We start from the raw sequence: 13,322 nt of genomic DNA, 5'->3' as shown, positions 1-13,322 counted from the left end.
GCGCCTGGATCGGACTACATCTGCATAACGCATGGCAATCAACGGGCCCCCATGGCGCGCACCGTCAACGGCAGGTACGGTCAGATCCGGTCGAAGTTGAACGGCGTCACGTCCGGCAAGCCGTCGACCCGCTGCACGTCGATGCCGCACCAGACGCCGATCATGTTGACCATGCGGCGCGCTTCATCACCATCATCGATCCGGCCCATCAGATCGATCGGCCGGCGGTTGCGAAAAACGAGCACGAGTTGCACCAGATCGCGCCGGATCGTCACCAGCGAGCCGCCCACGACTGCGCCGTCGAAACTTCGTCGACCGCCAACCAGCAGGCGATCCAGATCGCGACACGCGTACGTATTCAGCACCGGCTTGCGTAGCAGACGTGTGGTGCTGATATCGATCCAGCGCTCTTCGTCGCGCCAGCAGAAGCGGGTTTCACGCAGCGGGCCGGCGAACCAGCGCGCGCGCATCAGCTTGCGGCCGATCCAGATCATCAGAACACCCAGACCGATCATGAGCACACCGGTGACGCCGAGGCCGAGCCATTCGTACCATGCATGCGATGCGTTTCCGGTCAGGGTCCCGGCCAACGCGGGTACGCCGATCACGCAGGCCAGCCCCATGGCGCCCAGACCGAAGCCGAACGACCACCAGACGAAGTATCCGAAGCGCATGCGCCGCGGAGACAGGATCAGATTTCGACCGTCGGGCACGCATGCATAGCCGGCCTCGAACACCCATCGGTCCGGTGTCATCGGCCAGATCATCATGCAGAGCAGACCGAGTGCGGCGAGCGATACCGTGACCCAGTCAAGGATTGCTTCGACAAGAGGAGGCATATGAGCGCCAATATGCGAATCCGCCGCGCTGCGCGAAACGGACGTCCGAGCCGGTTTGATCGTCGCGATTCTGTCCGATCTCATGCAAGGCGGCAAGCGGATCGCTTTTCGAAACAGTCGCTTACTGGCTCGCCGGCGCGTCCGGTTTCTTCTGCAACTTCGGCGGCAAACGCCAGTTGCCGCTGCGCTGCAACCCGTCGACGAACTTCGCGCGCTCCTCGGGCGTCAGCGTCGCCGCGAAATCGACGACGCTGCGCTCGACCTGCACACGCAGCGCGGTATCGGCCGCGCGCGTGCGGTCGAGCGCGGCGTCGATCGCCGCACGATCGAGTTGCGGCGCGGCGAGCAGGTCCAGCACGGTGATCCGGCCGTCGCGCCCTTCCCGCGCGAAATCGCGGCCGCTCTTGCGCGCTGCCTTCAACGCGGCGGCGAACTCACGCTGCCGCGCGTCGGGCAATTCGTCCGCCGCGAAACGCAATGCGGTACGTTGCGCGGGCGCACCCGCCGCATGCAGGTTGCCATGCGTCGAGAACCACTGATACGCGCCGCCGCCGATTGCGCCGAGCATGAACACGTTCAGCACGACCGAGCCGACGAGGATGAATTTCCAACTCCGTTCAGTCATTCCTCGCTCCAGTCGACGCTCGGGCCGCCGAAGGTTGTCGTCAGATAGCCCGGTTCATGCAGCGATGACGGCACGCTGCCGAGCATCAGCATCGACACGGCCACCGCGCCCGCCAATGCGCCGGCCAGGCCGACGCCCGCGAACGCCGCGCCCGACCACCACACGGTGCCGCGCCGGCGTGCGCGTTGCGGCGCGGGCGCCGACGCGACGATGCGCTCGACGAGCGCCGGCGCGGGCGGTGCGATCAGGTCGTTCGACAGCCATGCGTCGAGGTCGGCGGCATCGTCCAGTGCCAGCAGCGCTTCGCGCGGGTTCGCGTGCGCCCACGCCTCGGCGGCCGCACGCTCGCCGCTCGGCCAGCGCCGCGCGTCCGAGCCGTATGCGGCGACGATGGTACGAAATCGTTCGGGTGTCATCGCTTGTCCTCGCTAGGTGTGTCGCCGGCCAGCTGCGCGCGCAGGTTGCGCCTCGCGCGCGCGAGCAGGCTTTCCAGCGCATCGACGGTGATGCCCATCAGGTTGGCCGCTTCCACATTCGACATTTCCTGATAGTACTGGAGCACGAGCGCTTCCCGCTGCCGGGACGGCAACGCGGCGAGCGCCTGCCGCACGCGCGCATCGCGCGAACGCAGTTCCGCATGCGCGGCCGGCTCCGGTTGCGGGTCCGGCACATCGGGCATCGTATCGACGGGCTCCTCGCGCCGGCCGCGCAACCGGTCGTAGCACAGGTTCAGCACGACGCGATGCAGCCACGTATCGAAGCGCGCCTCGCCTTCGCGCCAGCGCGGCGCCTGGTTCCAGATTCGCAAGAACGTCTCCTGCGCGACGTCCTCGGCTTCGTTCCGGTCGCCGAGCATGCGCGTCGCCAATGCGAGCAGCCGCGGCAGCTTGCGCGCGACGAGCACACGCACTGCCGACGAATCGCGCGCGCCGACGCGCGCGACGAGTTCCGCGTCCGGATCGCGGTCGCCACGATCGCTCAACGCAGCCTGCTCCGCAGCGCGGCGCGCGTGCGCCGCCACGTGCCGGCAGGTGTGCCCGCCGCCCGGCTGAAGCTCATCGTCGTGCTCTCCTTGCATGCGTCGGGCCATCACCGGACGGCGCCACGCCGACTGTTCGGCGAGGCCGCGCGCATCGCGCCCGGCCTCGCACACGGCGTCGGCCATGTCCGTTTCATCGACATCCGGTTCGAGCGGCATCTCGATCCTGTCGGCCAGCCGCGCGACCGGCGGCCGGCGTGCTCAATATACGACGACCGGCGCGGGCCGGTAATACGCCGGACGCGCCGGCACCACGACGCAGCCGGCCAGCACGATGGCTACCGCCGCCAGTATCACGATGGTTCGAAAAGGCATGGCTTCGACTCATGACGTTGCGTGAAGGATCCGCCGCGCCGGCACCGCGTGCCGCGCGACGGCGTACACGTCAGGCCCAGTGGCCCGGCACCCAGCGCCAGGCCGGGCCGCGCGCGGCCCAGTGCCCGGGCACCCAGTGGTAACCGACGCGCACCACTTGCCAGTGACCCGGAATCCACACGTAGCGGCCCTGCTGCCAGTGCCAGTGGCCCTGGTCCCACACGTAGCCCGCCCGCGGCGCCGGCATCACTTCGACACGCGGCGCCGGCGGCGCGTAAGGCGCGACGATGACGGCCTGCGCGAATGTCGCGGACGCCGCCAGCGCGGCCACGCATGCTGCGGCAAACCGCAATGGAACAGAAAGTTTCATGAAAGACTCCGAAGTAACGGGCATCGGCCGGAAGCGGCCGTTCATGCGTTAAACGGCACGGGCGAAAAAAATCCGTCGCGGTATCGGCAAAAAAATTTCGGCCGGACCGGATGCGCGTCGGAGCGGGCTGGATATCGCGACGCGCCGGCGCACACTCACGCCGGGTTGCGGTGCTGTCACAACCCGGCAAAACTGCCCTTCGACAATGCGTGACACCGGGATCCCGCTCGCTTCCGGCCCACGCCCCGGCCGTGCTCGCGCTTTCGCACGACCTGGCGGTTCCACATCTCGCGTCCTCATCAACGAAAATTACGACCATGTCGAACCAGGACAATCTCCCCGCCCAGCCGAACGAGCCGGCCGCGTCCGTGTCACGTCGCGGCTTCCTGAAACTCGCCGGCGTATCCGGCCTCGCCACCGCCGCGGGCGGCCTCGCGGCCGCCAGGGCCGCCGCGTCGAATCCGGACGGCACGCCTGAACAGGTCCACCTGACGTGGGGCAACGACCCCACGTCCGAGGTCGTGATCTCGTGGGCATCGCTCGCGCCGGCCGTCAATCCGCGCGCGCGCATCGTTGCCGACGGCGAGCCGCCGCGCACCGTGCACGGCGTCCAGCGCCTGTACACGGACGGCCTGAACGGCGAGACCGTGTTCGCGTACCACGCACGCGTGCACGGGCTGAAGCCGAATACGCACTACCGCTACGAGATCACGGCCGACAACGACAGCAATGTCGCGCAGCCGTTCTCCGCGAATTTTTCGACCGCGCCGCGCGGCCGCGCGCCGTTCCGCTTCACGAGCTACGGCGATCTCGCGACGCCGAACGGTGCGTGGGTGCTGTCGTCGCCGCAAAGCCGCTTCGCGGTGCAGGCCGTCGAACAGTTCCAGCCGCTGTTCCACCTGCTGAACGGCGACCTCTGCTACGCGAACCTGAACCCCGCGCACCAGCCCGAGGTGTGGCGCGACTTCGGCAACAACAACCAGACGTCGGCCGCGAATCGTCCGTGGATGCCGTGCCCCGGCAATCACGAGATCGAATTCAACAACGGCCCGCAGGGGCTCGACTCGTATCTCGCGCGCTATACGCTGCCGGAGAACGGCACGCGCTTCCCGGGCCGCTGGTACAGCTTCCGCGTGAGCTCGGTGCTGTTCGTGTCGCTCGACGCCGATGACGTCGTGTACCAGGACGCCGCCGCGTTCGTCGGCGGCCCCGCCCCGCTCGTGCCGGCCGCGAGCACGGGCCGCCCGCCGATCGAACCGGGCACGTCGTTCTACGTGCGCGGCTACAGCAATGGCGAGCAGACGCGCTGGCTCGAACACACGCTGCGTCATGCCGCGCATGACGACGACATCGACTGGATCGTCGTGCAGATGCACCAGGACGCGCTCAGTTCGTCGAAGACGGGCAACGGCTCCGACAAAGGCATCCGCGAGGCATGGCTGCCGCTGTTCGACCGCTACGGCGTCGACCTCGTGCTGTGCGGCCACGATCACGACTACGAGCGCAGCTACCCGGTGCGCGGCTGCAATCACCGCGCGGGCGTCGACGCGTCGACCGGCGAAGTGGTCGAGACGCTGCAGCCGCGTCCGGTCGGATCGAACGACCCGGACCGCACGAAGTTCGACACGAGCCACGGCACGATCCACCTGATCCTCGGCGGCGGCGGCACCAGCGCGCCACTCGACGTGTACGGCGAGAATCCGGCGACCGGCTTTGCGCGCGCCAAGGTGTTCACGAAGCCGAACCGGCCGGTGCCGGGCACGGCGCCGAACACGTTCGTGCGCCAGCCGGCCGATGCGCTCGAGGATGCGATCTGGTCCGCGCGCCGCGATACGGGCACCGGGTACGGGATCGCCGTGTTCGACCACGACCCGGGCAAGCCGGGCGGGCACACGACGATCACGATGCGCTACTACCATGCGCCGGGCGCCGACCAGCACCCGACCGCGGATTACGAGCTGTTCGAAACGATCGAGCTGAGCAAGAAGCGGCACGAGCGCTGATCGGGCGGGCGCCCGCTGTGGCGGGCGCCGGTTGCATCGGCATCGGCATCGGCGGGCGGGGATGTCATCGGGCAGGTTAGACTGCCCGCCTCGCACACCGGCCCATGCACATGAGTTTCGAATACCGCATCCACACCCTTCCGTCGGCCGACGCATTCGATGCCATCGCGCATGCGCTGCGGCAAGCGCATGGCGATATCGACATCGATCCCGACCGACGCCAACTCGAAATTCGCGATGAGACCGGCGGCTGGCCGCTGATCGGCCTGTCGGCCGACGAAGACGGTTTCTTCCTGGTCACGACGCTCGGCCCGACGCGGAACGCGATGCTCGACTCGATCGGACGCGCGTTGTCGGCAATCGGCGCGGCATGGCACATCGACGACGCGTGACCGGCTGCCCAGCATCGCCCACTCGCCTGAAGCAGCCGCACGCGCGGCGTCGTCTCTCCATCAACGCCCGCCATTCGTCCCTTCCAGCTCGCCCCCTGTAAACTACGCATCTCCGGGCGCAACAGCCACGTTGAATTACCGTCCGCGATCGCAGCACGCGCGAGCGGAACCGAATCATCCAATCCCGAATTTGAATGTCGAAACAAGCAGGAAGCATGAAACGCAGGAATAAGGCAACGCTCGTCGGGCTCGGCGCGGTGTTGTTGTGGGCCTCGGTGGTCGCCCTCGTTCGCGGGGTCAGCGAAAGTCTCGGTGCGACCGGCGGCGCCGCGATGATCTATACGGTGGCGTCGGTACTACTGCTGTTTTCGATCGGCTTTCCCGACCTGAGCCGATTCCCGAAGAAATACCTGCTCTGGGGCGGGCTGCTGTTCGTTTCATACGAGCTGTGCCTGGCGCTGTCGATCGGGTATGCGAGCAACGGCCGGCAAGCGATCGAAGTCGCGATGGTCAACTATCTGTGGCCGAGCTTCACGCTGGTCGCGGCGATCCTGTTCAACAAGCAGCGCGCCAACCTGCTGGTCGTGCCCGGTGTGCTGCTGTCGATGCTCGGCATCTGCCGGGTGCTCGGCGGCGACCAGGGTCTCGACCCGGCCGGCATGCTGCACAACGTCGCGCACAATCCGCTGAGCTACGGCCTCGCGTTTTTCGGCGCGCTGATCTGGGCCGGCTATTGCACTGTGACGGCGCGCATTGCCGACGGCAAGAACGGCGTCACGCCGTTCTTCATGGCGGTTGCCGCGATGCTCTGGATCAAGTTCGCGATCGAAGGCGGCGGCGGCATGACGTTCAGCCTTCACGCGGTCGTGTATGTCGTGCTGGCCGCATCGGCGCTGGGGTTCGGCTACGCCGCATGGAACACCGGCATCATGCACGGCAATGTGACGATCATCGTCGGCGCGTCGTACTTGACGCCGGTGCTCGCCGCCGCGCTCGCCGCGACGCTGCTGCATGCACCGCTGTCGATCGGATTCTGGCAAGGCGCGTTGATGGTGTGCGGCGGGTCGATCCTGTGCTGGCTCTCGACACGCAGCCGACGCAGTGAAAAAACAGCGCCAGTCCCGGTCGGGAAGGATGCCGAGGGCAACTGCCACGGGTGACGACGCCGCTCGTTGCGCGCTCGCCAGCTTCGCGTCGGGATGCTAGATTGGCGTCGCGACTTGTTCGGTTTCCGGTTGGACGAGCAAACGCTACTCATCCCCCACGTCGAAGGCCACCCCATGATCGACCACGTCTACCTCTCCGTCACCGACATCGACAAGTCACTGGCTTTCTACGCCGAAGCGTTGAAGCCGCTCGGCTGGCGCCTGTTCGGCAACTACGACTCGTCGTCGGGCCCCGCGGGCGTCCCCGATCTTTACGGCATCGGCGACGACATGTACGGCAACGGAACGGCGGTCGGATCAAGCATCTGGCTGCGCCGACGCAATCCCGGCGAGACCGGGCTGTACCTCGGGATCGTCTGCGACAGCAACGAACTGGTCGACGCCGCCTATGCGGCTGCCATCAAGGCCAGCGGCACCGACGAGGGAAAACCGGCCGATCGCACCTACTTCGCGCCCGGCTACTACGCCGCCAACGTCGCGGACTTCGACGGTAACCGTCTCGAGTTCGTCCATAAGGCATGGAATCCCAAGCGACGCGCATGACGAGCGGAACGCCCGTTCCGCCGCGTCCCGGAAGTCCGCCGAATCCTGTTGCGCGGCGGCAAGCATCGACGCGATGCTTGTGCCGTTCCTCCCGTCATCGTTAGCTTCGCGACTCCAGCGCGATACGCACCGCCAATCCGGCCAGCACGGTGCCCATCAACCAGCGCTGCACCGACGCCCAGACCGGCCGCCCCGCGAGAAAACCCGCGATGGACCCGGCCATGCACGCGATCAGCGCGTTGACGCTGATGCTCACCGCGATCTGCACGCAGCCGAGCGCCAGCGATTGCGCGAGCACGCTACCGTGCCCCGGTGAAATGAACTGCGGCAACAGCGACAGATACATCACCGCGATCTTCGGATTCGCGAGGTTCGTGACGAAACCCATCGTGAAGAGCCTGACGCGGCTGTCATGCGGCAACTGCCGGACCTGGAACGCGGAGCGACCGCCCGGCTTCAGCGCCTGCCACGCGAGGTACAACAGATACAGCGCACCGCAAAAACGCAACGCGTCGTACGCATACGGCACGGTCAGCACCAGCGCGGTGATGCCCAGCGCCGCGCAGAACATATAGAAAACGAACCCCAGCGCGACCCCGCCGAGCGACACCAGCCCGGCACGGCGGCCCTGGCAGATCGAGCGCGAAACCAGGTAGATCATGTTCGGTCCGGGCGTCAGCACCATGCCGAGCGACACGAGTCCGAAAGCAAACAAGGTGGGCAACGCCGGCACGGCAATCTCCTTTTGGGGCAGCACAGTCAGGGGGGACGAGGTTCGAACAATGTATTGCATCTCGTCCACCAACATCATGAATAAACTGCAAGCCGCCCATGAGCGCTTTTCATCGCGCCGGCCGCGCGTTACCGGCCTTTTTTCGCGCGGGTCTGGAGCGACTTCGCTGCCTTCGCACGCTGTGCGTCGACGAGCCTCACGAATTCGTCGGTGATCGCGTTGCCGGCCGCATTCCACGACAGCCGCACGGAACGATGCAGCCTCGGCGACAGTTCCAGCACGCGGCCGCCAAACGGCGTGTACGTAAGCGTGATGCGCGGAACGATCGACACGCCCATGCCGGCCTCCGCCATCGAAAGAATGGTGCGCATCTCGACCACGTTGAACGCGGCCCGCAGCGGCGCGCCGCCACGCGCGAAATAATCGGCGATCACCGGCCCGCACCCTGCCTTCGAGAAAATGAACGGCGCCGTGGACAGCTGCCTGGCCGACACGCGCTTGCGGTCGGCGAACATGCCATCTGCCGCCACCGCGACGAAATCCTCGTCGAGCAATGGCAGATTGTTCGCGAACGTCTTCGTGCCGGCCACCACACCGACGTCGGCGGTACCGTCGTCGATCCACCCTTCGACTTCGCTGTCCGTGCCTTCGAGCAGCACCGCCGACACGCCCTGGTGCATCTCCTTCAACGCCTCGAGCGCGGGCACGACGAACGCCAGCGATACGCTCGGCAGCGACGCGACCACCAGCTTCCCTTCGAGCTTGCCGCGCGACAGGCTGAACTGCTGGCGCAGCATCTGCGCCTCCCGAACCACGTTCTGGACGTACGGCCACAGGCGTTCGCCCGCCGCCGTCAGCACGACCGGCTGCCGGTCGCGCCAGAGCAGCTTGACCTGCGTGATGTCCTCCAGTTCGGTCAACGCATGACTGATCGCGGATTGACTGCGACTGAGCCGGTCGGCCGCGGCCGTGAGCGAACCGAGTTCGACTACGGCAGCCAGAGCCTGCAACTGGGCAAGCGTCATCGGGTCTCCTTGATCCGGGGTATGTACGCCGTACATGATACGGCCAGCCGTCATGAAGGATATCGAACCGGTGCGGCAGACCGGCGAGCGTCGCCGCAGCCGGCTCCCCGCGCCGCGCGGCGGCCGAGGCAGATGTCCGCGGCGACGCTCAGGTAAGATGCGTCGTCGAATCGACACGTCGATTGCAGGCGCACCCGCCCGTCTGAAATGCCGCGATGCGATCGAAAGACCGGTTCAGGCCCATCCAGAACGAATACATGCAAAACGCACGCGACCGCAACGGACTCCATCGGCAGCGCTCGCTGCCGGACATCCCGCGACATGCCACGCCATGATGCATTTCAATCTCACTGAAGGTGTGCTGGTCTCCAGCCTGCAGGCGCTCACCGCGCTCGATCTGGCCGGCATCGCCGTCGCGCTGCTGCTGGGCGGCATGGCCAAGGGGATCACGGGCATCGGCGTGCCGCTGATCGCGATGCCGATACTCAGCCAGTTCCTGCCGATCCGGCACGCGGTGCTGCTGCTGTCGATGCCGATCATCCTCGGCAACATCCCGCAGGCGCTGGAAGGCGGCCAGGTGCTGGCGACGGCGCGGAAGATCGCCGCGCCGATCGTGGGCACCGTGATCGGGAACGTCGTCGGCGTCGCCATTCTCCTGTCGCTCAATCCGGGGCACGCCCAGGCCGCATCCGGCGCGCTGCTGATCTTCGCCGCGACGCTGATGCTCGCCGCGCCGAAACTCAACCTGCCGGACGCGTGGCAGAAGCCCGTCGGTTTCGTGCTCGGATTCGGCGCGGCGCTGATGGAAAGCATCGCGTCGGTGCCGGGCCCGCTGCTGGCCACCTACCTGATTTCGTCCGGCGCAACCGGACGCGTGTTCACGAAGCAGATCGCGATCATCCTCGTGGTGTCGATCGTCACGCTGATCACGACGTTCAGCGGCGCCGCGCACGCCAGCGGCGCCGACCTCGCGATCTCGGCGGCGGCCAGCCTGCCGGCCATTGCCGGCATGTGGCTCGTGCGCCCGCTGCGAGACAAGATGTCGCCCAGGATCTTCAGGATGGTCGTCCTGCTGTTCGTGCTCGCCGCGGCATCGCAGATGATCTGGAAATCGGGCGTATTCCGGCACGGCGGATCGCAGGTGACGCAGACGGGCAACGGGCACGCCGTCACGAAGTAACGGTGTGCCGCACCGCCCTCGATCGCGCATGCGTTCTGAAAGCTGCAAAGCGTAGTATTCGCGGACCCGGCGTATCGCCGCCCCCGACGGCACCGGACATCGTGAAACGATGCGGACGATACGTTACCGACTTTGCTACTCGCGCGCCGATGCCGACATCGGCGCCGCCACGTTTTCAGAGGCACGAAATGGAAACCTATGTGTTGCTGGGCTGCGGATTCGGCCTTGGCCTGCTGATCGCCATCTGGGGAATCTGGTCGCTCCGCTGACGCGCGCGACACCTGTCGATGCGCAAGCCATCCGCATCGAATCCCGCCACACACGTCATGCCTGCCCGCTCCCGCCCGGAAGCAGGCGCGGCCGCGCTTCGTCGAAGCGCGCGCATTCGGCCTTGAGCCAGTCCGAAAACGCCGCCGTACGCGGATCCTCGGGGTTGCGGGAAAGCAGCACATAGCGCGCCGGTGCCCCCACGTGCGTGCCGAACACGTCGACGAGCCGTCCGCTCGCAATCTCGTCATGCACCAGCGCCGCGCGCGCCATCGCGACACCCTGATGGTTCAGCGCCGCCGTGATCGCAAGGCTGGAGAAATTGAACTGAGGCCCGCCCAGCTGCGCGATCCACGCCGGATGGACTGCCTCCAGCCACGTGTGCCACTCCACGAACTCGGGCGCGCCGACCCACGGCGCGGCGTCGTGCAGCAAGACGACGCCGTCGAGCGACTTCCCTTCGGCAAAGGACGGATGCTGCGCCAGATACGCCGGCGTGGCGACCGGAAACAGCGTTTCGTCGAGGATCACGTCGGCATGCAACCGGCTGTATTGCACCGGGTCGTAGCGCACCGCCACGTCGATGTCGTCGGATTCCATGGCCTGCCGGTCCAGCACCTGAAACTCGGCTTTCAGGCGAACCGACACGTTCGGCTGTTGCCGGTGAAATTCGGTCAGGCGCGGCATCAGCCATTGCAGCGCAAACGACGGCAGACAACTCACCTGCAGCGGCGCATCCGACATGTCGAGCGCCTGAAGCGTGCGATGGATGTCGAAGAACGCGCTCGACATCGTCCCGAGCAGGATCCCGCCCTTCTCGGTCAGCTTCAGCCCGCGCGCCTGACGCACGAACAGCGGATAACCGAGCCGGTCTTCCAGATGCCGGATCTGCTGGCTCACGGCGCTTTGCGTCAGGTTGAACGCCTGCGCCGTCTTCGTGAAGCTCAGCAACCGGCCGGCGGTTTCAAAGCAGAGCAACGCACCGAGGATCGAACCATCAAGTCGCATAGACATAAGTCAGGCTAATACATGCATTAGAAATCGGCGCTTTTGCGCAGTCTGCAGGAATCGTAGCATTGCCGTCCAGCATCCTGCTTGACGAACACAAGGCCGATCCATGACCGCCATGCTTCAACCCGCCGACCTATTAGCCAGACTGCAATCCCGCCATCCGCTGCTGTGGCTGAACCCCGATGCCGGCAGCCCGCTGCCGCAGGACGCGCCATCGTTCGACGCCATTGCGACGGCGGAAGCCCGGCTGGCGCGATGCGAACCGCTGATGGCCGAGCTCTTTCCCGAGCTTGCGGCAAGTGCGGGAAAAATCGAGTCGCCGCTGATGCCCGCGGACGACTTGCAGCGCGCGTTGTCGCATCCGGCCGACGCGCACGGCGCGTGGTTCATCAAGCGCGACGACGCCTTGCCGGTTGCCGGTTCGATCAAGGCGCGCGGCGGCTTTCATGAAGTGCTCGCGCTCGCGGAGTCGATCGCGATCGAACACGGGCTGCTCGAGCCCGCGGGCGACCGGCGGATCCTGGCGTCGACCGCCGCACGCGCGCTGTTGGCCACGCACACCGTCATCGTGGGCAGCACCGGTAACCTTGGCCTGAGCATCGGCGTGATGGCCGCCGCGCTGGGGTTCGAGTCGGTCGTTCACATGTCGACCGACGCGAAGCCCTGGAAGAAGGCGCGGCTGAGAAAACGCGGCGTTCGCGTGGTCGAGCACGACGGCGATTATGCGCAAGCCGTCGCGGCCGGACGAGCGCAGGCGCGCCATCAACCGCGCTTCCATTTCGTCGACGACGAAGGCTCGCTGATGCTGTTCCTGGGTTACGCCGCCAGCGCCCGGCATCTCGCCGCGCAGCTCGCCGGGGCGGGCCGCAGCGTCGACGCCGCGCATCCGCTCTTCGTCCATATCCCATGCGGTGTCGGCGGCGCACCGGGCGGCATCACGTACGGCCTCAAGGCGCTGTTCGGCGAGCACGTGCATTGCTTTTTTGCCGAGCCCGTCGCGTCGCCATGCATGCTGGTCCAGCTTGCCGCCGGCTCCCGTCAGCCGGTGTCCGTCTACGACGTGGGGCTCGACAACCGGACCGAGGCCGATGGCCTGGCCGTCGCGCAGGCCTCGCATCTGGTCAGCCCGCTGATGGCGTCCCAGCTGTCGGGCGTCTTTACCGTCAGCGATGAGCAGCTTTACGCGCAGTTGCTCGCGGTTCTGCGCGCCACCGGCGTGGAACTGGAGCCGTCGGCCGCGGCTGCCGTCGGCGGGCCCGGCTGGCTGACGCAGTCTTCCGTCGGCCGCGACTACCTGCGCCGCCATGCGATCGACACAAGCGCGGCGACGCACGTGATCTGGGCAACGGGCGGCTCGCTCGTTCCGCCGGAAGAACACCGCCGCTTCCAGGCGCATGCGAAAGCGCTCGCCGGTACCGCGCCCGGCGCGTGATCGCGTTCGGCCCGCACGTCTCGCCGTTTCCCAAGACGCGTTAGACTGTCCCACATGGAACAATGCCGTTATTGCCAGAGAATCCGCGATGAATGGGATTGCCACGGGGACGAATGCCGCCGGGCAATCGCCAAGGCGCTGCGCCGGCAGCGGGCGGGCCTGCCGATGGTGCCCGATCGCATCCGCAACGAGCTGCCGTCCGGCGCGCCGACCCAGCAGGTGATCGCCGTGCTGTCGCGCCAGCGCCTGCGCGCGCGCCGCGGCAACGAGGAACGCCGCGAACGCAAGGAAATCGACGACGACGTCTGATCCGGCCGCACCGCGGCCCGAACGCGTCGTCTCCTCCGGCCCCTCTACCGCCGGGCGCCCGCCCGTGCGCGAC

At 67.0% G+C, this 13,322-nt stretch carries 15 protein-coding genes; 7 read left to right on the top strand and 8 right to left on the bottom strand.

Annotation, left to right across the window (positions count from 1 at the left end; all coding sequences use genetic code 11):
- Positions 1–80 precede the first annotated feature (80 nt).
- The 5 genes from ACTRWB_RS08630 to ACTRWB_RS08610 form a co-directional block, all read right to left on the bottom strand.
- Entirely contained in the window at positions 81–839 is a 759-nt protein-coding gene (locus ACTRWB_RS08630; RefSeq protein WP_446901596.1) for a phage holin family protein, read from the bottom strand.
- A 121-nt stretch (positions 840–960) separates the two neighbouring features.
- Positions 961–1,464 carry a periplasmic heavy metal sensor gene (locus tag ACTRWB_RS08625; protein ID WP_446901595.1) on the bottom strand — a complete coding sequence of 168 codons (504 nt, stop codon included), beginning with the start codon at positions 1,462–1,464 and terminating at the stop codon, positions 961–963.
- Positions 1,461–1,880 (bottom strand): hypothetical protein, encoded by a 420-nt coding sequence (locus ACTRWB_RS08620; RefSeq protein WP_446901594.1) that lies wholly within the window; start codon positions 1,878–1,880, stop codon positions 1,461–1,463. The genes ACTRWB_RS08625 and ACTRWB_RS08620 overlap by 4 nt, the downstream gene beginning before the upstream one ends.
- Positions 1,877–2,662 carry an RNA polymerase sigma factor gene (locus tag ACTRWB_RS08615; RefSeq protein ID WP_446901593.1) on the bottom strand — a complete coding sequence of 262 codons (786 nt, stop codon included), beginning with the start codon at positions 2,660–2,662 and terminating at the stop codon, positions 1,877–1,879. Before ACTRWB_RS08615 ends, ACTRWB_RS08620 begins: the two co-directional genes overlap by 4 nt.
- A gap of 226 nt (positions 2,663–2,888) precedes the next feature.
- Positions 2,889–3,188 (bottom strand): YXWGXW repeat-containing protein, encoded by a 300-nt coding sequence (locus tag ACTRWB_RS08610; protein WP_048251049.1) that lies wholly within the window; start codon positions 3,186–3,188, stop codon positions 2,889–2,891.
- Between the two features lie 317 nt (positions 3,189–3,505).
- Here ACTRWB_RS08610 and ACTRWB_RS08605 point away from each other — a divergent pair, with 317 nt between their 5' ends.
- The 4 genes from ACTRWB_RS08605 to ACTRWB_RS08590 all read left to right on the top strand — a co-directional run bounded on the left by ACTRWB_RS08605 (position 3,506) and on the right by ACTRWB_RS08590 (position 7,292).
- Entirely contained in the window at positions 3,506–5,191 is a 1,686-nt protein-coding gene (locus ACTRWB_RS08605) for a purple acid phosphatase family protein (RefSeq protein WP_446901592.1), read from the top strand.
- A 110-nt stretch (positions 5,192–5,301) separates the two neighbouring features.
- Positions 5,302–5,583 (top strand): hypothetical protein, encoded by a 282-nt coding sequence (locus tag ACTRWB_RS08600; RefSeq protein WP_446901591.1) that lies wholly within the window; start codon positions 5,302–5,304, stop codon positions 5,581–5,583.
- A 215-nt stretch (positions 5,584–5,798) separates the two neighbouring features.
- A complete protein-coding gene (yddG, locus tag ACTRWB_RS08595) occupies positions 5,799–6,743 on the top strand; it encodes an aromatic amino acid DMT transporter YddG (protein ID WP_446901590.1) in 945 nt (314 codons plus the stop codon).
- A 120-nt stretch (positions 6,744–6,863) separates the two neighbouring features.
- Positions 6,864–7,292, top strand: coding sequence for a VOC family protein (locus ACTRWB_RS08590; protein ID WP_446901589.1), 429 nt, complete (start codon positions 6,864–6,866; stop codon positions 7,290–7,292).
- Between the two features lie 100 nt (positions 7,293–7,392).
- Here the strand turns inward: ACTRWB_RS08590 and ACTRWB_RS08585 are convergent, their stop codons facing one another.
- Entirely contained in the window at positions 7,393–8,025 is a 633-nt protein-coding gene (locus ACTRWB_RS08585) for a LysE family translocator (RefSeq protein ID WP_193100392.1), read from the bottom strand.
- Between the two features lie 128 nt (positions 8,026–8,153).
- The gene (locus ACTRWB_RS08580) at positions 8,154–9,050 is read right to left on the bottom strand and encodes a LysR family transcriptional regulator (protein WP_446901588.1); all 897 of its coding nucleotides are present in this window, start codon (positions 9,048–9,050) and stop codon (positions 8,154–8,156) included.
- Positions 9,051–9,381: 331 nt separating this feature from the next.
- On the opposite strand from ACTRWB_RS08580, the gene ACTRWB_RS08575 reads away from it, so the two are divergent.
- Positions 9,382–10,230: a sulfite exporter TauE/SafE family protein gene (locus ACTRWB_RS08575; RefSeq protein WP_412024414.1), complete on the top strand. Its 849-nt coding sequence runs from the start codon at positions 9,382–9,384 to the stop codon at positions 10,228–10,230.
- 324 nt (positions 10,231–10,554) lie between these two features.
- Here the strand turns inward: ACTRWB_RS08575 and ACTRWB_RS08570 are convergent, their stop codons facing one another.
- Positions 10,555–11,511 carry a LysR substrate-binding domain-containing protein gene (locus ACTRWB_RS08570; protein ID WP_446901587.1) on the bottom strand — a complete coding sequence of 319 codons (957 nt, stop codon included), beginning with the start codon at positions 11,509–11,511 and terminating at the stop codon, positions 10,555–10,557.
- A 103-nt stretch (positions 11,512–11,614) separates the two neighbouring features.
- On the opposite strand from ACTRWB_RS08570, the gene ACTRWB_RS08565 reads away from it, so the two are divergent.
- Both ACTRWB_RS08565 and ACTRWB_RS08560 read left to right on the top strand, forming a co-directional pair.
- Entirely contained in the window at positions 11,615–12,940 is a 1,326-nt protein-coding gene (locus ACTRWB_RS08565; protein WP_446901586.1) for a D-serine ammonia-lyase, read from the top strand.
- 54 nt (positions 12,941–12,994) lie between these two features.
- Positions 12,995–13,249 carry a hypothetical protein gene (locus tag ACTRWB_RS08560; RefSeq protein WP_027791787.1) on the top strand — a complete coding sequence of 85 codons (255 nt, stop codon included), beginning with the start codon at positions 12,995–12,997 and terminating at the stop codon, positions 13,247–13,249.
- The last annotated feature ends 73 nt before the right edge of the window (positions 13,250–13,322 follow it).

It is taken from the genome of Burkholderia sp. YIM B11467 (genome assembly GCF_052952715.1).
Note: the sequence above shows the minus strand (reverse complement) of the source record. Positions and strands in the feature narration are given on the sequence as shown.

Coding starts and splice junctions, on each gene's coding strand:
- ACTRWB_RS08625 (WP_446901595.1), bottom strand. CDS start 1,464: ATGACTGAACGGAGTTGGAAATTCATCCTCGTCGGCTCGGTCGTGCTG.
- ACTRWB_RS08575 (WP_412024414.1), top strand. CDS start 9,382: ATGATGCATTTCAATCTCACTGAAGGTGTGCTGGTCTCCAGCCTGCAG.
- ACTRWB_RS08615 (WP_446901593.1), bottom strand. CDS start 2,662: ATGCCGCTCGAACCGGATGTCGATGAAACGGACATGGCCGACGCCGTG.
- ACTRWB_RS08630 (WP_446901596.1), bottom strand. CDS start 839: ATGCCTCCTCTTGTCGAAGCAATCCTTGACTGGGTCACGGTATCGCTC.
- ACTRWB_RS08600 (WP_446901591.1), top strand. CDS start 5,302: ATGAGTTTCGAATACCGCATCCACACCCTTCCGTCGGCCGACGCATTC.
- ACTRWB_RS08590 (WP_446901589.1), top strand. CDS start 6,864: ATGATCGACCACGTCTACCTCTCCGTCACCGACATCGACAAGTCACTG.
- ACTRWB_RS08620 (WP_446901594.1), bottom strand. CDS start 1,880: ATGACACCCGAACGATTTCGTACCATCGTCGCCGCATACGGCTCGGAC.
- yddG (WP_446901590.1), top strand. CDS start 5,799: ATGAAACGCAGGAATAAGGCAACGCTCGTCGGGCTCGGCGCGGTGTTG.
- ACTRWB_RS08610 (WP_048251049.1), bottom strand. CDS start 3,188: ATGAAACTTTCTGTTCCATTGCGGTTTGCCGCAGCATGCGTGGCCGCG.
- ACTRWB_RS08570 (WP_446901587.1), bottom strand. CDS start 11,511: ATGTCTATGCGACTTGATGGTTCGATCCTCGGTGCGTTGCTCTGCTTT.
- ACTRWB_RS08605 (WP_446901592.1), top strand. CDS start 3,506: ATGTCGAACCAGGACAATCTCCCCGCCCAGCCGAACGAGCCGGCCGCG.
- ACTRWB_RS08560 (WP_027791787.1), top strand. CDS start 12,995: ATGGAACAATGCCGTTATTGCCAGAGAATCCGCGATGAATGGGATTGC.
- ACTRWB_RS08580 (WP_446901588.1), bottom strand. CDS start 9,050: ATGACGCTTGCCCAGTTGCAGGCTCTGGCTGCCGTAGTCGAACTCGGT.
- ACTRWB_RS08565 (WP_446901586.1), top strand. CDS start 11,615: ATGACCGCCATGCTTCAACCCGCCGACCTATTAGCCAGACTGCAATCC.